Annotated in this window: 17 protein-coding genes; 9 read left to right on the plus strand and 8 right to left on the minus strand. The window is 42.6% G+C overall.

The window, feature by feature from the left end:
- Nucleotides 1–336 precede the first annotated feature (336 nt).
- From ACESMA_RS16590 to ACESMA_RS16600, 3 genes are all read left to right on the plus strand, one after another.
- Nucleotides 337–906 (plus strand): hypothetical protein, encoded by a 570-nt coding sequence (locus ACESMA_RS16590; RefSeq protein WP_372949975.1) that lies wholly within the window; start codon nucleotides 337–339, stop codon nucleotides 904–906.
- A gap of 180 nt (nucleotides 907–1086) precedes the next feature.
- On the plus strand, nucleotides 1087–4143 hold the full coding sequence (gene ccsB / locus ACESMA_RS16595; RefSeq protein ID WP_372949976.1) for a c-type cytochrome biogenesis protein CcsB: 3057 nt from the start codon (nucleotides 1087–1089) through the stop codon (nucleotides 4141–4143).
- A gap of 715 nt (nucleotides 4144–4858) precedes the next feature.
- A complete protein-coding gene (locus ACESMA_RS16600; RefSeq protein WP_372949977.1) occupies nucleotides 4859–6646 on the plus strand; it encodes an AMP-dependent synthetase/ligase in 1788 nt (595 codons plus the stop codon).
- A gap of 130 nt (nucleotides 6647–6776) precedes the next feature.
- On the opposite strand, the gene ACESMA_RS16605 is transcribed toward ACESMA_RS16600, so the two are convergent.
- Nucleotides 6777–8792, minus strand: a complete 2016-nt coding sequence (locus ACESMA_RS16605) for an ATP-binding protein (RefSeq protein ID WP_372949978.1) — start codon at nucleotides 8790–8792, stop codon at nucleotides 6777–6779.
- A 559-nt stretch (nucleotides 8793–9351) separates the two neighbouring features.
- Here ACESMA_RS16605 and ACESMA_RS16610 point away from each other — a divergent pair.
- The 3 genes from ACESMA_RS16610 to ACESMA_RS16620 all read left to right on the plus strand — a co-directional run bounded on the left by ACESMA_RS16610 (nucleotide 9352) and on the right by ACESMA_RS16620 (nucleotide 12740).
- Complete coding sequence (locus ACESMA_RS16610) at nucleotides 9352–11823, plus strand: glycoside hydrolase family 9 protein (protein ID WP_372949979.1); 2472 nt, start codon at nucleotides 9352–9354, stop codon at nucleotides 11821–11823.
- A 286-nt stretch (nucleotides 11824–12109) separates the two neighbouring features.
- Nucleotides 12110–12331, plus strand: coding sequence for a hypothetical protein (locus ACESMA_RS16615; protein WP_372949980.1), 222 nt, complete (start codon nucleotides 12110–12112; stop codon nucleotides 12329–12331).
- Nucleotides 12321–12740, plus strand: coding sequence for a PIN domain-containing protein (locus ACESMA_RS16620; protein WP_372949981.1), 420 nt, complete (start codon nucleotides 12321–12323; stop codon nucleotides 12738–12740). Before ACESMA_RS16615 ends, ACESMA_RS16620 begins: the two co-directional genes overlap by 11 nt.
- Here the strand turns inward: ACESMA_RS16620 and ACESMA_RS16625 are convergent.
- From ACESMA_RS16625 to ACESMA_RS16640, 4 genes are all read right to left on the minus strand, one after another.
- Nucleotides 12737–13180 (minus strand): hypothetical protein, encoded by a 444-nt coding sequence (locus ACESMA_RS16625; protein WP_372949982.1) that lies wholly within the window; start codon nucleotides 13178–13180, stop codon nucleotides 12737–12739. The two genes, ACESMA_RS16620 and ACESMA_RS16625, sit on opposite strands and share 4 nt — an antisense overlap.
- Before the next feature lie 137 nt (nucleotides 13181–13317).
- Entirely contained in the window at nucleotides 13318–13701 is a 384-nt protein-coding gene (locus ACESMA_RS16630; RefSeq protein ID WP_372949983.1) for a co-chaperone GroES, read from the minus strand.
- 37 nt (nucleotides 13702–13738) lie between these two features.
- Nucleotides 13739–14443 carry a hypothetical protein gene (locus tag ACESMA_RS16635; RefSeq protein ID WP_372949984.1) on the minus strand — a complete coding sequence of 235 codons (705 nt, stop codon included), beginning with the start codon at nucleotides 14441–14443 and terminating at the stop codon, nucleotides 13739–13741.
- A 233-nt stretch (nucleotides 14444–14676) separates the two neighbouring features.
- Complete coding sequence (locus tag ACESMA_RS16640; RefSeq protein ID WP_372949985.1) at nucleotides 14677–14826, minus strand: hypothetical protein; 150 nt, start codon at nucleotides 14824–14826, stop codon at nucleotides 14677–14679.
- A 113-nt stretch (nucleotides 14827–14939) separates the two neighbouring features.
- Here ACESMA_RS16640 and ilvD point away from each other — a divergent pair, with 113 nt between their 5' ends.
- The 3 genes from ilvD (at nucleotide 14940) to ACESMA_RS16655 (ending at nucleotide 19218) form a co-directional block, all read left to right on the plus strand.
- A complete protein-coding gene (gene ilvD, locus ACESMA_RS16645) occupies nucleotides 14940–16616 on the plus strand; it encodes a dihydroxy-acid dehydratase (RefSeq protein WP_372949986.1) in 1677 nt (558 codons plus the stop codon).
- Nucleotides 16617–16706: 90 nt separating this feature from the next.
- Nucleotides 16707–18293, plus strand: coding sequence for a hypothetical protein (locus ACESMA_RS16650; RefSeq protein WP_372949987.1), 1587 nt, complete (start codon nucleotides 16707–16709; stop codon nucleotides 18291–18293).
- Between the two features lie 127 nt (nucleotides 18294–18420).
- Entirely contained in the window at nucleotides 18421–19218 is a 798-nt protein-coding gene (locus ACESMA_RS16655; RefSeq protein ID WP_372949988.1) for a hypothetical protein, read from the plus strand.
- Here ACESMA_RS16655 and ACESMA_RS16660 read toward each other — a convergent pair.
- From ACESMA_RS16660 to ACESMA_RS16670, 3 genes are all read right to left on the minus strand, one after another.
- Nucleotides 19215–19655: a copper resistance protein NlpE gene (locus tag ACESMA_RS16660; protein ID WP_372949989.1), complete on the minus strand. Its 441-nt coding sequence runs from the start codon at nucleotides 19653–19655 to the stop codon at nucleotides 19215–19217. The two genes, ACESMA_RS16655 and ACESMA_RS16660, sit on opposite strands and share 4 nt — an antisense overlap.
- Nucleotides 19656–19783: 128 nt before the next feature.
- On the minus strand, nucleotides 19784–20242 hold the full coding sequence (locus tag ACESMA_RS16665) for a V-type ATP synthase subunit K (RefSeq protein WP_372949990.1): 459 nt from the start codon (nucleotides 20240–20242) through the stop codon (nucleotides 19784–19786).
- Between the two features lie 35 nt (nucleotides 20243–20277).
- The gene (locus ACESMA_RS16670) at nucleotides 20278–22104 is read right to left on the minus strand and encodes a V-type ATP synthase subunit I (RefSeq protein WP_372949991.1); all 1827 of its coding nucleotides are present in this window, start codon (nucleotides 22102–22104) and stop codon (nucleotides 20278–20280) included.
- Between the last annotated feature and the right edge of the window lie 6 nt (nucleotides 22105–22110).

Consider the following 22110-nt stretch of genomic DNA (forward strand, 5'->3'; position numbering starts at 1 on the left):
ATCGCTTGCTCAGGCAACTAAAGGAACGCCACATAAAACGGCAATACGACATAGGCCTCTGTTATTCAAAACAATAAATGTGTCAAAGTAGAACTAAATGAAGTTGAAATACCAATAAGTCTATTTAACGATAGAAAACCAACATTTGATGACGAAAATGATTTACCGTTTTAAAAATAAAATCAAAAAACCAGCGCATAATTAAAGTACATATTTCAAAGCGTGGTTGGTGCGGTTAGCAACTGTAGTTTCTCTTATCGCTGTTCAGTCCTCGCGGACAGGAACGCTCTCCGAAATCCGCTCTGCAACATTTGCCAACCGTTATGTAATTTATAAATGAACGAACTCAAAGAAATAAAAGCAGGTCTGAAAACCGGAAACGAGTATTTAACAAACAATGGTCAAAATACAGATTACAACCTGTTAGACTTTTGGCGTTGGAGCGTATCTGACATTTTGAGCAATGCAACTCGTGGAAAATTTGCGGAATTTATTGTTGGAACAGCAGTCGAACTGAATCCTGAAAATTTAAGAGACGAATGGGATGCTTATGACTTGACAACCGCAGATGGAATAAAAATAGAAGTCAAATCTGCCGCATACATCCAAAGTTGGAACCAAAAGAGTTTTTCGACTATTTCATTCTCAATCAAACCTACCAGATATTGGGACGCAGAAACAAATATGCAACTTGGAGAACCCAAAAGACACGCAGATCTTTATGTATTCTGTCATTTAAAACACAAAGACCAATGCATTATAGACCCGCTAAAAATGGAGCAATGGGATTTTTTTATTTTACCGACTTATCGACTTAACAATTACGAAAGAAGTCAAAGTTCAATTTCAATAAACTCCCTGAATAAAATGACTAAACCAAAAAAATACAGTGAAATTGAAAAATGAAATAACGAAAGCATATAAAGAACAAACTGCATACAGTCGAGTAGGTGGTTGACTACACTGTTTTATAAAGAGTATAAACAAATCCCTAAAATAAAACACCTCCCCGTCCTTTTTTGCCTTTTCCTTTTTGCCATTAAAGTAAAATGAGCTATTTTCAGCGCCTTAAAAGAAAGTGCTGAAATGAAGAAAATATATCAGTTTTTTACCTCGCTGCCGTTTATGGCTTTTTTGTTTTTAACGCTGGCTTTTACCATGGCCATTGCCACGTTTGTGGAGAGCAGCTACGGCACGCCGGCGGCCCGTTCGCTCATTTACAACACTCACTGGTTTGAGGCGCTGTGGGCGCTATTTGCCCTCAACCTGCTCAACAACCTGTTTAAATACCGGCTGCTCACCAAACGGCGGTTTACCATCGGGTTGTTTCACGTTTCGTTTCTGGTGATGCTGCTGGGCGCTGCCGTTACGCGGTGGTTCAGCTACGAGGGCTCCATGCACATCCGCGAAAACGACAGTTCGAACACCATCCTTTCCTCAGATGCTACATTTTTTGCCGGCATTGGCAACCAGACCGAAGAAGAAACCGTACGTTTTTCGGAAATTACACCCCGCCAGTTTTCGGCTAAATTCGATGTAAATGGACAAAAAGTGGAGGTAAAAACGATTGGCTTTTTTGCACATTCCGAGCGCAAAGCCATTCCTTCTGAATCAGGCGAAGCAGTGCTCGATTTTGTATTTGCCGCTCCCGACCGTGAGGGAATGCAGTCGTTCACTTTTCGTCGAGGCGATGTGCTGGAATACCCCGGACTGGTGGCAGGTTTTGAAGCCCGCGAAGAAACGCCGGTGCGCTTTTTCATTCAGGATGAAGAACTGAAAATGATTTCGGTTTACCCGGTGGAGGAAACCACTATGGCCGCCCAGGAAACCACCGAATACGAGGCCGGCGACACCATCTCCGTGCAAAAAATGTTTTTGTACAATGTGAATAACTTCCGGGTACTGGTGCGCGATTTTTATCCCAGCGCATCTTTTACAGCCGTAAAAAGTGCACATGAAACCAACGAGCAGGCGGTAATGGTTCAGATTTCCGACGGCGTGCGGCAGCAAACCATTCCGGTTTTTGGTCATGCCAGCATGGATGCCGACACGGTTGAAGTTTCGCTGGCCAACGCCACGCTGAAACTGGCTTACGGTGCCAAACCCATTCATTTGCCGTTCAGCCTCTATTTAAAAGATTTTCAGTTGGAACGCTACCCGGGCTCCGAATCGCCTTCATCTTATGCTTCCGAAGTGGTGCTTATTGATGAGGCTGAAGGTGTGGAACGCGATGTGCGCATTTTTATGAACAACACATTGCTGTACAAAGGTTTTAAGTTTTTTCAGTCGTCGTACGACCAGGACGAAAAAGGCACCATCCTTTCGGTAAACTACGATTTGTGGGGTACCTGGATTAGTTACATCAGTTATATCCTGCTGGGGCTGGGTTTCGTGTTGTCCCTGCTCAATAAAAATTCCTATTTCCGGTTTCTGGCGCAGCGCCTGAAACAAAGTTCAGCAAAAGCGGTTGTTTTGGCGCTTCTGGTTACGGGAATTTCATTCGGCGCTTCGGCTCAAACTGGGCAGGGAGCCAACATCCCGGCTGTTGACCCGCAACTGTCGGAAACCTTCAGCAAACTGTGGGTGCAGAGTGTTGACGGGCGATTCAAACCGTTGAGCACCATGAACAGCGAGATTGTGCGCAAGCTGAGCCGGAAGTCGTCGCTTTACGGCAAATCTGCCGACGAGGTGGTGCTGAGCATGATGACATACTCCGAAATCTGGCAAACCCTGCCTTTTGTGCGGGTTGAAAGTAAAGAGCTGGCTGCCGAACTGGGCATTTCCGGCAAAACCATTTCGGTGCAGCAGATGTTTGACGCGCAGGGCAATTACAGGATTGCTGAGGAAGTTCGGGCTGCTTTTAGTAAACCTGCCGCTTTCCGCAACCAGATGGAAAAGGATTACATTCACCTCGATGAGCGGATTAGCATCTGTTTTATGGTGTTTCGGGGAACCCTGTTTGAAGTTTTTCCGCGCGAAAGGGTGGAGGACCCCTGGTATTCGCCGGGTGAAAATGCTGCTGAATACACGGGCGGCGATTCCATTTTTATTAAAAGCGGATTTAACCTGCTGATTCAGTCCATCCAGAACGGAAACAATTCAGAAGCGCTGGAAGTGTTGAATGCAGTGGACAATTTTCAGCAAAAATATGGCGGCGATTTGCTACCCGGGCAGGCCAAAAAAGATGCTGAAATTCTGTACAACAAGGTGAATCCGTTCGAACGGATTTTCCCATATTATCTGTTGTTTGGTTTCTTGCTTCTTGTGGTGCTGCTTGCCAATATTTTCAGGCAAAAGCCACTGCCTGTATTGTTGAAAAAGTCGTTCTATTATGCCATTGTGTTGCTGTTTGTGGTGCACACTGCCGGTATTATAATCCGCTGGTACATTTCGGGCCGGGCGCCCTGGAGCAACGGGTATGAAAGTGTGGTTTACGTGGCCTGGGCTGCCATGTTTGCCGGAATCCTTTTTGGCCGGAAATATCCCATGGTTATTGCCACGGCAGCGTTCCTTTCGGGTGTTTCGCTTTTTGTGGCCCACCTCAACTGGATGAACCCGGAAATTACACCGCTGGTACCTGTGCTGAAATCCTACTGGCTCACCATCCATGTTTCCATAATTACAGCCAGTTACGGCTTTTTCGGACTGAGTGCGTTTTTGGGAATTCTGGTACTTATTCTCATTATCATCCGGCGAAATTCCAACGAAGGCAAGGTGAACCATTTTATCGACCAACTCACTTCCATTAATGAAATGTCGGTTACGGTTGGGTTGTACTTTCTGACCATCGGCACGTTTCTGGGCGGCGTTTGGGCCAACGAAAGCTGGGGCCGCTACTGGGGCTGGGACCCCAAGGAAACCTGGGCGCTGATAACCATCATGATTTATTCGTTTATTGCCCACATGCGGCTGATTCCTTCGCTTAAAGGAGTTTACAATTACAATATGGCTTCGGTATTTGGTTTTGCTTCGGTGCTTATGACCTACTTCGGGGTGAACTATTTCCTGGCCGGTTTGCACTCTTACGGCAAAGGTGTGGCCGACGGCGTGCATCCTTCTGTGCTTGTTACTTTTGGGGTACTTGGCGGACTGATGATTTGGGCTTATTTGAAAGATATGAAGTACGAAAATAGCAAAAAATGATATCTATGCAGCTTTGAGTTATGCAGCCGACAGAGAGAACCGGATTTATCATGTGGCTGTATGATTATTCAGGAGTATAACATTTTGGCCAAATTATATTCTAAAAAACCTTATTTTTTGATAAAACCTTAGTAGCCAGTTGAAATACTACAAAACCAAAACCTTATTACCTTATTTATTGAAGGTTACTATTTGATGATACCAACATCAGATTCAACTCAATTCGGCATCAAATGCATTATTTTTTTCCAGTGTTAATCAGATGCAGAATAAGGTAATAAGGTCTGAGTTATTTCGGGTTCTGTTTTGCTAATGAGGTTAGAAATTTGAAAATAAGGTTTTTATTCTGACAAACAGAAGTTCTGTTTTTTTTGACTTACAATACCTGGAAATGCGTAATAAAAGAACTGCACCCTAATTTTTCTGATTTTTTGCTTTGAAGGAATAAAGTTTTTTGGCATTTTCTAAATCAAAGTTTTTTTTTCATTCCAAAAAAAGGTCGAAAGTCTTCCAGATTTATCCTTCTTAAATTCTGTATTTTTAGAATAGTTTATTCTTTTAGTCGAAAAAAATCAATGTAAAATATTGTAAATCAAAATATTGAAATTATTTTGAATTAATCTAAATAAACTAAAGGCTCTTATTTCCCTTTGGGTTCCGAAATATGCCAAGGTGCAAAACAAGTATATTTGGCCGTTTTCTAAAAAGTAAAAAAATGACAGTTACAGTTACACGTACATTTGACATCCTCGACAAATACATAAACGAATTTCCTCGTGAAGATGCCCTCGGAGGCAAAAAAGACGGAAATTGGTACACCTATTCCACCGAAGAGTATTATAAAAAATCGCATCAGTTTGCTTTGGGCATGCTGGCCCTCGGCATTAAAAAGGGCGATAAAGTGGCCACTGTAACCACCAACCGGCCCGAATGGAATTTTGCCGATATGGGCATGTCCATGACCGGCGTGGTGCATGTACCCATTTATCCTACCATTGGCGAGGACGAGTATAAATTCATTCTGGAACATTCCGAAGCCAAAATTCTCATTGTTGGCGACAGCAAACTCTACGAAAAGCTTGTTCCGGTTGTCCGGATGCTGTCAGGTATTCAGGAAATTTACACATTTGAGGAGGTGGAAGGCGCCAAAAATTACGAAGAAATTTTAACGCTGGGAGAATCGAAACGGACTGAATTGGAAAGCAACCTGAATAAGGTTAAATCAACCATTGAGCCGGGCGATTTGGCCACACTCATTTACACATCGGGAACCACCGGGGTTCCCAAAGGTGTAATGCTTTCGCAGAACAACCTGGTTTCTAATTTCGTGGCTCATTCAAAAATGCACCACCTAGGTAAAGATCACAAGGTTATCAGTTTTCTGCCGTTGTGCCATGTTTACGAACGCAGCGTAAATTACCATTTTCAATATAAGGGTATGGGCATTTATTACGTGGGAAATCTTTCGCAGATTGTTGCGGCAATCAAGGAAATTCAACCACACATGTTCAATTCGGTGCCCCGGTTGCTCGAAAAGGTTTACGACGGTTTTGTGGCCAAGGGAAAAGAACTTTCCGGAGTTAAAAAGTCGCTTTATTTTTGGGCGCTTCGTTTAACCCGGCATTTCGAGTACGAACAAAATTACAGTCCGCTTCTTAAACTTAAAATTAAACTGGCTGACAAACTTATTTATTCCAAATGGCGGGCAGCTCTGGGTGGAAATATTGTTTATGTAGTTTCGGGTGGCGCGGCGCTGCAGCCCCGTATTGCACGGGTTTTGGGCATGGCCGGAATGTATAACCTGGAAGGCTACGGACTGACTGAAACTTCGCCGGTAATTGCTGTGAATAATCCGGCCACGGGCGAAATGAAAATCGGTACGGTTGGACCGGTGCTGGAAGGGTTCGAAGTAAAAATTGCTGCCGACGGTGAAATTTTGTGCAAAGGTCCTGGGGTGATGATGGGTTACTACAAGGCGCCCGAATTAACCGCTGAAGTGATTGACGAAAACGGCTGGTTCCACACTGGCGACATTGGTGTGTTCGAAGATGGAAAATACCTGAAAATTACTGATCGCAAAAAAGAGATTTTCAAACTATCGGGCGGGAAGTACATTGCGCCACAAATGATTGAAAACAAACTGAAAACATCAAACCTCATCGAACAGGTGATGGTAATTGGCGCCAACGAAAAATTTGCCAGCGCACTTGTTTCACCCAATTTTCCGCTGCTGCACGACTGGTGCGCCGAGCATAAAATTCACTATCAAAACAACGAGGAGCTGATTAAAATTCCGGAGGTAGTTGAAAAAATTCAGAAAGAAGTACAAATTATTAATAAAACGCTGGGCTCACATGAACAAATTAGCCGCATCAGACTGGTTTGCGAAGAGTGGACACCGGCAACCGGAGAATTGTCGCCCACACTGAAACTGCGCCGGAATGTGGTGGCGGTAAAATACCAGCATCTCATTAACGATATTTATTCGGCAGGAAAAAACTGATTGGTTTTTTTTTGTGATGGTATGACTCCAAGTCATACCATCACTGGAATCTGCAAAGACAGCAAAACAGCTCAGTACAGTTGAAAGGATAAAAAGTGATAGCATGACCCAAAGTCATACCATCACTTTTTTAGTTGGCGGCAGGCAGTGTGAAAACAAACCGGCTTCCTTTTCCCTGTTCGCTTTTAGCCCAGATTTTCCCGTTGTTTTTTTCAACAAACTCTTTGCAAAGGATTAACCCCAAACCTGTTCCGGTTTCTTTGGCTGTACCTTGTTCTGAAATTTTTTCAGTTATGGTGAACAGTTTTTTTAGCGTTTCGGGGGGAATTCCAATTCCGTTGTCTTCAACTGAAACTTCAATATAATTTTCTTTTTTAACAGCTTCAACCTTAACCCATCCTCCCGGTTTGGTGTATTTTATGGCATTGGAAATCAGGTTTCTGAAAACAGTTGATACTGATTTTTCGTCGGCAATTGCAAATGTATTATCAACTATATTTTGTTCCAGCGTAATACTTTTGTTTGTTGCAGAAGCTTCCAATTGATTCGTCACCTCTTCGGCAAGTTTGAAAAGGTCCGTTTTTTCCAGCCGGTATTCAATTTTTCCGGTTTGAATTTGTGCCCAGTCCAGCAGTCCTTGTACCAGCGAATATACATTGGTGACCGATTTTTTTAGTTCAAAAATCAGCTTTTTGATTTGGTTTGGTGGAAGCTCGTCGAAGTTTTCGGAAAGGATTTCGGTAACACCTAGCAATCCGTTGAAAGGGCTTTTTAAATCGTGTGCAATGAGGGTGAAAAATTTGTCTTTACCGGCATTGGCCTTCAGCAGTTCTTTTTCCGATTTTTCGAGACGGGCACTTAATTTTTTCAACGAAATCTGGCTCCGGGCAATAAAAAATAGAATGGCCAAAATAAAAATCCCGCTAATGATGAGAATTCTGGTTTTTAATTTTTGCTGCCGGATAGCAATCTCCTGAATTTCGTTCTGCTGTTTTAACAGCAAATTTTCCTGATTTTGTTGTTCGGTAAAATATTTGACCTGCAAATCAGTGAATTTGGCAATTTTTTCTGTATTAAAGAGGCTGTCGTTTAGCATGTTGGCTTCTTTCATGTACCGAAGTGCATCGGATATTTTTCCTTTTTTTTCAGCAATTTTGGAAAGAATAAAAAGATTGTCTTTTTCCAATGATTTATAATTGTTTTCAACAGAGGAATTGAAGCTCTTATTCAGGTGTTCCTTTGCCAAATCCAATTCATTTATTTCAAAGTAAGATTTTCCGAGATTGTAATTCGCAATGGCCAGTCTGTTTCTGTTGTTAATCCGGATAGCATAATCGTAAGCTTTTTGGAAGTGAAAAAGGGCGGAATCGGGCATGTTCATTTTGCTGTACAATTCGCCAAAAAACAAAGAGAAGAATGAATTGGTCAGGTTTTGTTCATCCAACTGAACCTGATATTTGAAACCGGTGCGGTAGCTTTCCAAAGCTGAATTGTAATTTTTTAAATTTTCATAGCATTGTCCAATATTCGAGTAGGAATAGGCGATTAAACCTGTGTCATTTAAATTATAGGCTGTTTCCAGCGCTTTTTCATGCCATACCAGCGCATCTTTGTAGAGGTTCCATTCCTGGTAAATTAAACCTATATTATTTAAAACCCTCGAAACCCCAATCATATCCTTTAAAGCGCTTCTTATGCCTAAAGCATTCTGGTAATGGTTTAAAGCATCAATGCTGTTTCCAAGCCAGTAATGGGCAACCGCAATGTTGTTGTAAATTTTGCCTAACCATAAACTGTCATTCAGTTGTTCAAAAATTTCACCAGACAGTTGAAAATGAACCAGTGCTTCTGTGTTGTTTCCCAACTGAAGATAATATAATCCAATGGTATCTAATATCGCACCCCTTTCCGATTCATTTTTTACATATTGAAGTGCCTGGGTGTAATAATCAATCGATTTCTCCTTGTCAACCAGATTTGATATTCTTGCCAATTGAAGTAGTGCATTTCCTTTTTCTGAGTCTATTTCAGTGGATTGGAAAATTTGTTTCAGGCTGTCTTCTTTTGTTTGAAGGGCAGCATCTGCAAAAAATGGCGAAAGGACAATTAGTAATAAAATGAATATAGTTTTCCAGTCAAGCCTCATCGGTTTTTTTTATTTATTGTAGGGTACAAACTGCATTTTAGCATGGCGAATGTAAAAAAAATTTCCTTTCAAATGTGTGATTTTTTGCTAATCGTTAAAATTCAGCAATATGCTACGCTATTTTCAGTTTTTTGACCCGGTAGGATGAATGGATGTACTTCAAAATCCACGATTTAAATAACGATGTAATGCATTTATTTTTTTTCACCGGCGCTCAGCCCGGTGTTTGACTTTCTCAGCTACTTTTGCGGCTTTAGCATTTAATACTATTAATGATTTGTTTGTGTTTGTCTCTTTTCACCGGGCTTAAGTCACGGTGTAAAATATTCATTATTCCAAAGGTTCCTGAAAAAATGGAATTTGATGCAACCCCGGATGAATTTATTTAATCCCGACTTAGATGAAGTTGAATTTTTGAAAAAAGTTTTACTGAATTTTAGTCGCTATCGGAGATAGGAATTATTTGTGAATAATCCGGATTAAATAAAATTATCCTGAACTCCTGATTTATATTGGCAGGTTGTTATATTTACAATTTGAAATCTAAACCATTTTAATCATGAAAAAAATCTTTTCTTTGGCACTTGTAATCGGAACCTTCTTTATTGCCCATTCCCAGTCACTCGTTATAAATGAACATGAATATTTTGAAATGCCCGGCCTGAATGTGATGGTATTTTACGACATTTATCCCGAAGGCCATCAGGGAGCAATCGGAATTATTCAGAACGGAACCCGTGTGGCCACCAACGGCGACATCAGACTGGAGCCCACTCCGGGACAGTGGCAACCCATTCCCAAAACCGGCGATCGGCAAATATTCCCTGAAAACAATGAAATCAGGGTCACCTGCTCCTTCCCGGATGAGAGCCGCCACATGAAAGGGTTTAATCCCATTTTTTATCCTGATTTGGAATTCAGTTACGATGTTCGGGTGTTTGGCGAAGGAAAAAATTTCCGGATTGTGGTGGATTTGGAAGAACCGCTTCCTGAAGAGTGGATTGGAAAAGTGGGTTTTAACCTCGAACTTTTTCCTGGTTTGCTGTTTGGAAAAACCTGGTATATGGATGGAAGTTCAGGCCTTTTCCCCACACAACCCAACGGACCCATGCAGCAGGATGCCGACGGCAACTGGCAGGCTTTTCCGCTGGCCAAAGGCAAAATGTTAACCATTGCTCCCGATGTTCCGGAGCAAACTTTAAAAATAACCAGTCTGAAATCGGAACTTCAACTGCTCGACGGACGATTTTACCACAACAACGGCTGGTTTGTGGTACGCTCCGAAGTGCCTTCCGGTGCTTCCAAAACAGCCATTGAATGGCTCGTGGAGCCGCACGTGGTTCCGGATTTTAAACATCAGCCGGTGGTGCACACCAGTCAGGTCGGGTATCATATCAATCAGCAAAAAATTGCAACAATTGAACTGGATAAAGCTGAAACCCGTTTGGAAAAGATTTCATTGATTCGGTTGTCGGAAAACGGCGGATTTGAAACGGTGAAAACAGCAACACCGGAGGAGTGGGGGAAATACCTGCGTTTTAATTATTACCAATTCGATTTTTCGGAAGTGAAACAACCAGGTTTGTATCAGGTGGTTTACGGCGAATACAAAACCGAACCGTTTAAAATAGATGCCAATGTTTACGAACGTCATGTGTGGCAACCCACGCTGGAGTACTTTCTGCCGGTGCAAATGTGCCACATGCGCATTAACGAAGGGTACCGTGTTTGGCACGACCTCTGCCACATGGACGATGCATTGATGGCGCCGGTTGACACCAACCATTTCGACGGATATGTGCAGGGGCCTTCCACGTTGACTGATTTTGAACCGTACGACCAAGTTCCCGGCCTCAACATTGGCGGCTGGCACGATGCCGGCGATTACGATTTGCGTGTGGAATCGCAGTCGGGAACCGTCTGGACGCTGGCACTGGCTTACGAGGAATTTGACGTTGACTGGGATCAAACCACCATCGACCAGCAAAGCCGGATTGTGGAAATTCACCTTCCCGACGGCAAACCCGATATTTTGCAGCAGGTGGAGCATGGTGTGCTTTCCATTTTGGGAGGCTACCAAAATCTGGGACGGCTTTACCGGGGCATCATTTGCAACCACCTGCGTCAGTATGTTTTGCTGGGCGACGCCGCCTCCATGACCGACGGGCTGAAACACAACCCGGAACTGGCTGAAAACGAACGCACCGGAACGGAATCGGGTAAAACCGACGACCGTTGGGTATTTACGGAAGAACATCCGGGGCACGAATACACGGCCATTCAGGCGCTGGCGGCAGCAGCCCGCGTGCTGAAAGGATATAACGACACCCTCGCGCAGCAATGTTTGCAGGCTGCTGAAGAATTGTATGCCATGGAGCGGGACAATTCCAACCGGTGGGCTACTTCGCGAATCAATGCTGCTGTGGAGCTGTTTGTTACAACCGGTTCGGTCAAATATAAAAACGACTTGCTGGCCATGGAAGATCAAATCGTAACCAACATCAGTTCTGTGGGATATATGGTGGCACGAGTTGTTAATGAAATGGAAAACAAAGAGTTTCTTGAAAAACTTATGCAGGCATTTACGAAATTACAAGATGATTTGGCCGCGCGGCAAAAGGAAAACCCGTTTGGAGTTCCTTACAACATTCGCATTTGGGGCGATGGCTGGGGCATTCAGCGGCTGGGCATGCAGCACTACTTTCTGCATAAAAATCTGCCACAATATTTCGATAATAGTTTGTTGCTGAATGCCCTGCATTTTGTGCTGGGACATCATCCGGGAGAAAATACTTCGTCGTTTGCTTCGGGTGTGGGTTCACGTTCGTTGTTGGTGGCTTACGGCGTAAACCGCGCCGACTGGTCGTTTACACCCGGCGGTGTGGCTTCGGGCACCGGAATTATTCGACCCGATTTTCCTGAGCTGAAAGTGTGGCCGTTTATGTGGCAGCAAACCGAATATGTTATGGGCGGAGGAGCTACCCATTTTATGTTTCTGGCACTGGCAGCCAATAAATTGCTTCAGGATTAAAACTGTTTAGTGTTTCCAAGAAAGTTTTAGAAATAACAAATTTCAAAATACAAATTTCAAAGAAAATACAAAACTCAAATGCCTAATATTCAAAGGGTTTAAGCTATTTTGGAATTATACATTTGAAATTTATTTGTCATTTGATGTTTGTTATTTGGAGTTTTTTAGGACTGTCCAAAGAATGACATCGCTTTCCTCTGAAGCTATCCTGATTTTTTAAAAGCTATCATAATAATTTGACTGAAAATGTTTTTTTAGGTAATTTTACACGAAAATAGTGTAAACCATGTTAAAGAATATAACTTTTAGTGTAGAGGAAGATTTAATTCAAAAAGCCCGGGAAAGAGCCATTTCTGAAAAAACAACTCTAAATGCTGTTTTCAGGAGATGGTTAAAACAGTATTCCGAAAGAAAAAAGGCGGCTGAAGAATATGATAAAATTATGGAGTCATTAAGGTATGCAAAGGCCGGAAGAAAATTCTCAAGAGAAGAAATGAATGAGCGATAAGTTTTTTTTAGATACCAATATTTTTGTTTATTCCTTCGAATCACCAGAACAGGAAAAAAGAATTATTTCTGAAAAGCTCATAAAAAAAGCAATTGGAGGAAATGGCAGTATAAGTTTTCAGGTTATACAGGAATTTTTGAATGTTGCAACCAGAAAGTTTGCAATTCCGTTGAAACCTGAAGATTCAAAACTTTACATCCAAAAGGTTTTATATCCAATTATTGAAGTATTTCCATCCAAAGAACTTTATTTTTCAGGTCTGGAAATTCAGCAAAGGTGGAAGTATTCCTTTTATGATTCTCTGATTTTAGCAGCCGCGCTTGAAGCAAAATGTAATATCCTTTATTCAGAAGATTTGCATCATAATCAAAAGGTTGAAGGGTTAACCATTATCAATCCTTATCTTTAGAAAAACAAAGCTCTGTCCCACGGGATTCCAACCAGAACCAGCACAAGTGCCAGGCCGAACCAAATGGCGGCAGCACGGTGTTTTTTCCAGTGTTCCTGCAATTTTTTCGATTTTGATTTTCCGATGTGAACAAAAACAAGGGCAATCAGCATTAACAAAATGTGTTCGACCGCGTAAAACCGCAAATCGGCATTTTTCATGGCGGCGCCAAAATCGGCAAAAGCAGCTTTGGTAAACGGGCTCACAAAAGCGTACAAAATTAAACCGACTAAAAACTGAATGTCCATAAAAATGGTGAGAACCAGCCCGGTAATTTTATCGCGTTTTGTCCATTCCTTTTTGCCGGCCCAGCCAATAAATGCAAAAACCAGCGCCAAAACCAGCGCAATTAAAACCAGCCAGCGAAACATGTTATGGGTGTGAAGCAATCCTGTGTACATAATTATCCGTTTAAAGTTTTAAGTAAAATGTTTAAAGGTAAACACCGGTTGGCCATTTTGGTTTTTAAAATGAAATCTTTCTTTACTATTGAGCAGGTGATTCGCCAGCCGGCGGACGCCAGCTCAAATTCGGAACGTTATTTCATGAGGTTTTCATCGCGGATAATCATCAGAATGGCGGAGTGTGGGAGGATGATGTATTTTTCGTTGTTAAATTCAATTTCGAAACCGCTTTTGTTGAGATAAACAGCGAGGTCGCCACGGTGGGCCTGCAACGGAACATATCGCACATTATCCTGTTTTTGCTTCCAGGCTTCGTCTTCTTCCGTAACAGCAGGAATCGGGTATCCCGGGCCCACTTTTACAATGTAGCCGCTATGTATTTTTTCGCTCTCCTGAACAGTAGGCGGCAGATACAAACCGGTTTTGGTTTTGCTTGAGGGAGTTTTGGGTTTTACCAGCACTCGGTCGCCAACCATTATAAACTTTTCAAGGTCTTTTTCTTCAATTATCAGTGACATATCGGATTCCTTTTATGAACCGCAAAGATAAAACTTTCTAACGGGTTTCGGCCAGCCGGGTTCGGTACAAAAACAGCATCATCAGGTGAACCGCCACCAACCCGAAAATATGCCACAAAAAATGGGTACCCATGGGAAACCAGGCCAGTTTATCGGCCCACCGGAAAAACAGCGCCGCACCAAATGCCAAAAGTGCCAGTCCAACCAAATGGCCGTTTGCAAAACCGGTTTTTGCCAGGTACCAGCCAACGGGCACCAGCACCATCACGGCCATGGATGCATAATTGAGATTGATGGCGGTTTGTGTGGGAAGTCCGCTGTTAAAAAGCATTCCCTGCAAAAAGAAGAAAAGGACAAGCAGAATGGCAGGCGGCCACCATTTACCCCAGGCTTTTATAAAAAAGTAAACGGACGCTGAAAAGGTGATAATTATGATCGGCATCCAGTCCATCATCAGAAAAGCACGGTGCCACCGGAATCCGTGATAAATGGTGCCTCCCACCCCGCCAATGAGCAGCAAAATCAGCATGGCAAACAAAAATCCAAACCGGGGTATTTCCTTCCTGATTTTCAAAAACCAGTATATCGCTATGGCTACAAAAAACGCAGCGGTAACAAAATTCCATGGCTCCACCACTAACCGGTCGAGGTTGGTTTCGGTGTAGGCGTGGCCACCATCACGAAGGGGAACATTCAGCAAATAAAACAGCAGCATCATTTTAATTTTTAATACCGGAATCATTCAATTTCAGCTTTTTGTACACCTTCTAAAATTACAAAATTTTGGCGAAGGGATTTATACAGAGAACCAGGATATATCGAAAAACCGTCACCATAAAAACACCGGGCTGAAAGTCCGGCTTAATTCAGCCGGGGGCAACACCCCGGGGAATATACCCCCACATTTATCATCCGTGCCCTGTAAGGGCAAATTGGTAAATGCAAATTCCGACACATTTTAATTAACCTGCCCTTTCAGGGCGATTTTGCCTCGAGGTCATCCATTCTTCCCAAGGCGTTGCCATTGGGTTTAAATAGCCTGCCCCTGTCGGGGCGGGAAGATGCGCTGGAAGCATCCTTTCGAAGAAATCCCCTGGGAGAAGCAACTGTGCAAAAGAATCCCATTTTTTTACAACCTAAAAAGCCCCGGTGAAAATATCCCAATAAATTTCGCTTCTACCTTTTAAAACGGATAAATTTATCTTAATTTCGAATTCTGAATTTTAAAGCAACAAAAAATGGGAAATAATTGGAACAAATACAGCCGGCTGATTACACAGGATGACACACTTCCGGCTGCACAGGCGATGTTGTATGCCATTGGCATGAGTGAAAACGACCAGAAAAAAGCACAGGTGGGCATTGTAAGCACCGGATTTCAGGGAAACCCCTGCAACATGCACCTGAACGGCCTGGCAGATTCAGTAAAACGGGAAATAGATAAACAGAAAGAATTGTATGGTCTCATTTTCCATACTATTGGAGTAAGCGATGGCATCACCAACGGCACCGAGGGAATGAAATACTCGCTGCCGTCGCGCGAAATTATTGCCGACTCCATTGAAACTGTTGTGGCCGCGCAGTTTTACGATGCGGTGATTCCTATTGTAGGCTGCGACAAAAACATGCCCGGCGCCATGATTGCTCTCGGAAGATTAAATCGTCCGGCAATTCTGATGTACGGAGGAACGGTAAAAAAAGGCCGCTGGAAAAATGAAGACCTCAACATTGTTTCGGCATTTGAAGCGTATGGCGAGCGGATAAAAGGAACCATGTCCGATGACGATTACATGGGAATTATCCGAAACTGTATTCCAGGTGCCGGTGCCTGCGGTGGCATGTACACCGCCAATACCATGTCGGCTGCCATTGAATGTTTGGGCATGAGTTTGCCGGGTTCGTCGTCCTATCCTGCCCTTAGTCCTGAAAAAAAGAAAGAATGTGAAATGCTGGCCGGCGCCATAAAAAATGTGCTGGAAAAAGACATCAAACCCAGGGATGTGATGACCCGTGAAGCTTTTGAAAACGCCATTACGCTCACCATTGCGCTCGGCGGTTCCACCAACGCAGTCATACATCTGATTGCCATGGCAAAAGCAGTGGATGTGAAGCTGACCCTTGCCGATTTTCAGCGTATCAGCGACAAAACGCCGTTTATTGCCGACCTGAAACCCAGCGGTAAATACCTGATGGAAGATTTGCACGATGTAGGCGGTATTCCGGCGGTAATGCAATTCCTACTGAAAAAAAACTACCTGAATGGCAACTGCCTGACCGTTACCGGCAAAACCATTGGCGAAAATCTGGAAAAAGCGCCGAATTTGCAAAAAGGCCAGCAAATTATTCACTCGTTTGATAATCCAATAAAACAAAAAGGGCACATTCAGATTCTTTACGGAAACTTGGCCGAACAAGGAGCAGTGGCGAAAATTACCGGAAAAGAAGGCGAACTGTTTTCCGGTCCGGCCCGGGTTTTTGAGGATGAATTTGAAGCCATTGAAGGAATTCGTAGGCAGGTAAAACCGGGCGAAGTAATTGTAATCCGGAACAGCGGGCCAAAAGGTGCGCCGGGTATGCCCGAAATGCTGAAACCCACCAGCGCGGTTATGGGAGCCGGTTTGGGAAAAGATGTGGCTCTGATTACCGATGGCAGGTTTTCGGGTGGTTCGCATGGGTTTGTTGTGGGCCATATAACTCCCGAAGCGTTTGAGGGAGGCACCATCGGACTCATACAAAACGGCGATATTATTACCATTGATGCCGCAAAAAACCGCATTGACGTGGATTTGACGCCAGAAGATATTGCGGAACGCAGAAAGAACTGGAAAAGACCAGCACAAAAAGAACTGGGTGGAATTTTGAAAAAATACAGAAGTCAGGTCTCAAATGCATCAGAAGGATGTATAACAGTTTAACAAAAGTTAAAGCAGAATAAATTTATCGCTCATAAATTCTTAATTGGTTAGCGGCGCTATTTGGTTATTTTTGCAAAAAACTTTTTTTGAATGTTTGCAAAACCTCAATATTTTAAAAACTTCAGATACATTTTGGCAGCAGGATTGCTGGCAGCATTATTTACAGGAAGATATAAAAATGCAACAGCACAAAACGACTCACTGCAAATAAATGTGCATGGAATTGGGATATATTCTTCCAACAACCTAGTTCCCTTGTGGCTGCACACAAATCAGTTCGGACGAGTCGATCAATTCGGACACGGACAGTTGTTGTCACGAATAAATTCAGTGTATAAAAGAAATTGGGAAAATCAGTTTTCGGTTTCAGCAGGCCTTGATTTATGGATGGACAACACTTTGGATAAAGTAACTCCCGGCCAGCTTTTTGCAAAACTTGACTATCGAAAATTTTCGATTATTGCAGGTAAAAAAAATCTTTACTATCTGCCCGGACAGGAAAATGAACCGTTATTTCTGAATTTCAGAAATATTCGTCCCATGCCGGCTGTTTCGTTTGGATTTTTTGACTACACACCGGTGCCCTTCACCAAAAATTACCTGCACTTCAGGGCAGCTTTTCTCCAGGGGAAGTTAAACGATGAACGGGAGGCTCCGGGAATTACAAATCCCTGGTATCAGTTTAAAAATCTTTACCTGAAAACCGGAAACCTGCCGGTAAATGTTTTTGCCGGGCTGAACCACTCCGTTCTTTTTGGAGGCACCATGAGCGACGGCACAAAAATTCCGGTGGACTGGAAAAATACTTTTTTTGCCCAATCGTCAGAGAAGGTAAAAGAATTTATGTGGGGAGAAGGGGCAAACACTCCGGGTGAACATGTGGCTTTCAGCGAATTCGGGATTGAACTGGAAACTCAAAAGTTTATTTTGTCGCTATCAAAACATGATCCGTTTACCGATTTTTGGGGCTGGTCCCGCTCGAATGACAAACTTATTCATTTTAACCTGGCATGGAAAAATAACAGTTGGCTTGAAAAATTTTCATACCAGTATGCATACACCAAACACCAAAGCGGGCCAGGACTGCATTTGCGCAGTTATCAGAATATTGAAGATTATTCCCTCTTTTTAAAGGAAAATTTTGGCCTCGATGTTGAAGTAAATACCTGGGAGGATTTTCATCCTTACCTTATTGAATATGTAAACCAGGGGCATCCTGAATTTGGACGCGACAATTATTTTAATCACGGGCTTTACAAACTCGGACATTTTTTTAACGGACATTTTTACGGATATCCGCTGATGCACTCAAACCGCCAAATTGAAAATTTTAAAAATATTGACGAATTAAACTATCAAACCGTTGGCAACAATCGCTTGTGGGCGCATCATTTTTCGGTACAAGGAAATTTAACTGAAAAGCTAAACTACGTTGCCCGGGCAACCTTTTCCAAAAACTTTGGAACATACAGCGGTTTTTACACCAGTGGGTTTAACGAACGCCCCAATTATTATTTCCGGGAGGGTAAAAAACAAAACTACTTTTTACTTGAATTGTCGCAGCAGCTTCCACGTAACTTTTTGGCCAATGCAGCTTTCGGAATTGATTCGGGGGAGTTATATGAATCTTTCGGATTCCGACTGGGTATTTCATGGTTTATCCTTCCTCTGAAATAAAACTAATATAGGTACGTTTATTTGAAAAAGCTATCTTTGGCGCAGTTTAAAAAATTACGGAATAAACATCAACGAAAGACAAATGAACCGGCGTTTTAAATCAATCTTAATATTTTTAATAAGCATATTGTTTGTTGTCATCTTTTCGCCAAAAACCTGGTCAACACCTCCATCCAAATCAAAAAGCAATCTTTGGTCTTTCTCTGTCAGCACCGGAGTAGCTGTTTTAAGCCGGGAAATAACAAAAGATTATAAATTAATTGAAAATGAATTCCAGCATCAGCCGGGATGGGCCGTTGATTTAAATATAGGCCGTACTTTTGGAAACCACTGGGAACCCATGCTGAAAGGAGGCATGTTTTACCTTCACGGGAAAAGTGATTCGCCTGATTTTTCAGCTGTTGGAAATCATGCATCATTAAGAGGACCATTGTACAATATTCCTGTTCAGTATGTAACATTTGGTGGTTCAGTTTCGGTAGTTATCCGGTATTATCTCAGGAAATTTTATAGCCAAAACGGCAAGGTTTTTCGTTTCGATCCTTTCGTTGAGGCTGGTGCAGGAGCAAATTTCTTTTCAACAGAACTCAGTTACCAAAATCCACCACCGGGTACCAATTCAACTGTAATTTTTCAAAAAGGGGTTGACAATAACCAGACTATTGCCAATGTTGCCCAGGTTATTTTTGGGTTGGGCACAAAAATAGGCAATCCGAAAAAATGGCAAGGAGTTATTTCTTATAATGCTGATGTTGTGAATTATGCGGTACTGGATGCTGTGCATAACTACACTGATAATAAAAGAAACCATGCAAAAGGTATCATTTCCAAATTTACTGTCGGTGTTGTAATTCCCATTGCAACTGCATCAGGTGGAGGCACCACTCCAGTAAATGAACATTATCCCTGGAGTCCCTTGAATTAATCAATCTTTTTCAGAACATACTTTTCGGATAAATCCCCGGTAATCCGATTTCCTTCCATATCAAGCTGAACTATATGGTTTTCACCAACAAAATAGTTCGCCGGTCCGTTTTCGACGCCATGAAGATGAATACTGCGGCCATCATCGTTCCAGTGGTAATGCCCTGAAAAAGTGAACACATCATCACTTTTCCCCAGGTAAATGATTTGAACTTCAAAGGTCTCATCAGCCTTTAACTCGATGGTTGTTTCAATCCCCTCACAATCGGCACACGGAACAATTCCTTTATAAGTTCCCCAAAAATCAAGTGTTATCTGGGAGGTGTGCATATCCGGAACATTTGTTTTGTCTCCTTCGGAAGCAGTGTTTTGCTTTTTTCCGGTACCACAACCCATAAAAAGAATTCCCAAAATAATAATCGAAAAAAGTTTTTTCATTTCGTATCGTTTTTAACCAAAAAAGTATCCATTGCCAAACGGTTGACAACGGATACTTTTAAAACCATTTTTCTGAGGAAAAAGTTTATTCTCCCCGAAAAAGTTGAAATGTTTCAGAAATTTATTCTTTAAACGGCAACTGCACTTCCGATAAGGAAAGTTGCGGCCAGTGCGATAATGGCATAAAGTTCCGGGAATACAGCGAGGATAAGCGTTTTTCCTGCCACATCATGTCCGGCACCAACAGCGGCAATACCATTGGCACATACCTGTCCCTGACGGATGGCTGACAACAATCCTACGAGACCTAATGCCAAACCGGCACCAAATACCGAAGCGGCAACACCCCAGCCAATGTCGGTTTGCAACAGGCCGAAACTGTCGAGCAGAAAGTATCCGGCAAAACCATACAACCCCTGGCTGCCCGGAAGCGCCGTAAGCATTATATAATTACCAAATGCTTCCCCGTTTTTTTTCATTGCCCCTACCGAGGCGTTTCCGGCGATAGTAGTACCATACGCACTGCCAACCCCTGAAAGGCCGACCATTAATCCAATTCCAATGTAAGCTAAAACAATAGGTTCCATTCTCGATTTATTTTAAAATGTTATTACTTATTTATTTACTCTGTTTTTTCAGAAGCCGGCTCTGCAAATGGTTCGTAAGCCTTGCCTCCGCCGGTAAATCCGGCATTTTTATAAAATTCCACAAATGTTAAACGAATGGGATGTACGAATGCTCCCAGTCCTGCCATAAAAATGGTAATACCGTGCCCTATAACCAGAATGATAATCATTACCAGTGGCCCAAGTATGATGTTGTCGGGTTTCATACTCATAGCCATACTGTTGAATACCAGACCCAAAATAGCGCTTGATACACCCAATGCAAAAAGCCGGATGTATGAAAGAATATCGCCCAGCAAACTGGTGGCCATGCTGTAAACATCCCACAAGCCAGCACCAATGTTCATGAAAATATTTCGTTTCGGATGGTTCAACACCAGAATAAGTATCCCCGAAGCAATCAAAATAATATTTTGAGCAATGCCAGCAACTTGTGTTGAAAGCACCCCGGCAGTTTTCAAACCATAAACACTTCCCAGGCCAATAATGAGTATGAGCCAGCCAATCGTAGAAACCGAATACCTGAACCCACGCACGCGCGAAATATTAATTACCTTAAGCACCATACCAAAGAGTATTTGTATTACCCCCAAAATAATGGCCAGGTTAAATAACTTGTCGGTGCTTATCATGTACTGTTTAAAATTTTCGAGCCAGGGAATATCGGAGTTAATCAGGTCAATTCCGAAGAACGTACCAGTTAGAATTCCAAATATGACCGTAGCTAAACCGAGCCATTGTGCCAAACTCATTACAGATTTCAGGTTTGGCATTTTCTTTTTCATAAACTGGGCGGCAGCAATAATAATAAGTCCGTAACCGGCATCGCCCAGCGAGAACCCGAAAAACATCATATAAAATGGAGCAAAGAAAGGTACCAGGTCAAGTTCCTTATGGTTGGGCAGTTCGTAAAGCTTCCCTATAATTTCGTACAGCTTAGCAAACCGGTTATTCTTCAGTAAAATAGGAACTTTATCTTCTTCCTCCGGTTTATCTGCAGTATAAAGTATTTGGTTTTCTTCAAGATACGCATCCAAATCGGCTTTTTTGGTTTCAGGTACCCAACCCTCCAAAAGTTTCACTTTCCCTTCCACTTCCTCGGTGGTTTGCAAAAGTGCATTCTGTTCAGAAAGTTCCTGCTGCAACTCTTCGAGGTAATTTTTCAGTAAAGGTTTATAGTAAAATGCAATCTGATGTAATTCGTGGGTCAACGCATCAGCCTCGTTTTTCAGTTTATCTATTTCTGCTTTCACTTCGCTTAACGAGCGTTCGGGCAAAATCAGTTCATCTGCGCCTGAAACTTCATCAAATCCGTTTTCAGGAGCCCCGTTTTCTGTTTTTTCAATTTTAATGAAATAACGGTAACCATCGAGGTCGGTTATTACTTTAATGTAAAACTCTTCTTCCCAGGCAGGTTCGTATTTTCGTATGGGGCTCGACAAAAACCGTATATGCACCCCTTGCTTTTCCAGATTACGTAATTTTTGCCAATCGAAATCGCCCCAGGGCTGAAGCTGTTTCTTTTCCTTTTCCAGTTGCAATACCTGATGATGGTTGTGTTCCATCTCTTTCTCCATGTTTTTCAGCCGGTTGAAAACCTCCTCTCCTGTTTTATATTCAGGTTTGGTTTCCGATTTTTCCGGCTCCAGCATATCCAGTTTTTTGGATGCCTTCTCCACCTCGTTCAGGTGCCTGAAAAGTTCCTGCATTTCAGGAGTGGGTTCATTGGTTTTCGTGTTAATATGCACTACGCCAATCTTCCGGATGTCTTTCAGGAAATCCTTGTAGGTGGAATGATACACCAAAAACGCGTATTTATACATTGGAAC

This window comes from Mariniphaga sp., assembly GCF_041687215.1.
GTDB lineage: Bacteria > Bacteroidota > Bacteroidia > Bacteroidales > Prolixibacteraceae > Mariniphaga.

Coding starts and splice junctions, on each gene's coding strand:
- ACESMA_RS16590 (WP_372949975.1), top strand. CDS start 337: ATGAACGAACTCAAAGAAATAAAAGCAGGTCTGAAAACCGGAAACGAG.
- ccsB (WP_372949976.1), top strand. CDS start 1,087: ATGAAGAAAATATATCAGTTTTTTACCTCGCTGCCGTTTATGGCTTTT.
- ACESMA_RS16600 (WP_372949977.1), top strand. CDS start 4,859: ATGACAGTTACAGTTACACGTACATTTGACATCCTCGACAAATACATA.
- ACESMA_RS16605 (WP_372949978.1), bottom strand. CDS start 8,792: ATGAGGCTTGACTGGAAAACTATATTCATTTTATTACTAATTGTCCTT.
- ACESMA_RS16610 (WP_372949979.1), top strand. CDS start 9,352: ATGAAAAAAATCTTTTCTTTGGCACTTGTAATCGGAACCTTCTTTATT.
- ACESMA_RS16615 (WP_372949980.1), top strand. CDS start 12,110: ATGTTAAAGAATATAACTTTTAGTGTAGAGGAAGATTTAATTCAAAAA.
- ACESMA_RS16620 (WP_372949981.1), top strand. CDS start 12,321: ATGAGCGATAAGTTTTTTTTAGATACCAATATTTTTGTTTATTCCTTC.
- ACESMA_RS16625 (WP_372949982.1), bottom strand. CDS start 13,180: ATGTACACAGGATTGCTTCACACCCATAACATGTTTCGCTGGCTGGTT.
- ACESMA_RS16630 (WP_372949983.1), bottom strand. CDS start 13,701: ATGTCACTGATAATTGAAGAAAAAGACCTTGAAAAGTTTATAATGGTT.
- ACESMA_RS16635 (WP_372949984.1), bottom strand. CDS start 14,443: ATGATTCCGGTATTAAAAATTAAAATGATGCTGCTGTTTTATTTGCTG.
- ACESMA_RS16640 (WP_372949985.1), bottom strand. CDS start 14,826: ATGGGATTCTTTTGCACAGTTGCTTCTCCCAGGGGATTTCTTCGAAAG.
- ilvD (WP_372949986.1), top strand. CDS start 14,940: ATGGGAAATAATTGGAACAAATACAGCCGGCTGATTACACAGGATGAC.
- ACESMA_RS16650 (WP_372949987.1), top strand. CDS start 16,707: ATGTTTGCAAAACCTCAATATTTTAAAAACTTCAGATACATTTTGGCA.
- ACESMA_RS16660 (WP_372949989.1), bottom strand. CDS start 19,655: ATGAAAAAACTTTTTTCGATTATTATTTTGGGAATTCTTTTTATGGGT.
- ACESMA_RS16665 (WP_372949990.1), bottom strand. CDS start 20,242: ATGGAACCTATTGTTTTAGCTTACATTGGAATTGGATTAATGGTCGGC.
- ACESMA_RS16670 (WP_372949991.1), bottom strand. CDS start 22,104: ATGTATAAATACGCGTTTTTGGTGTATCATTCCACCTACAAGGATTTC.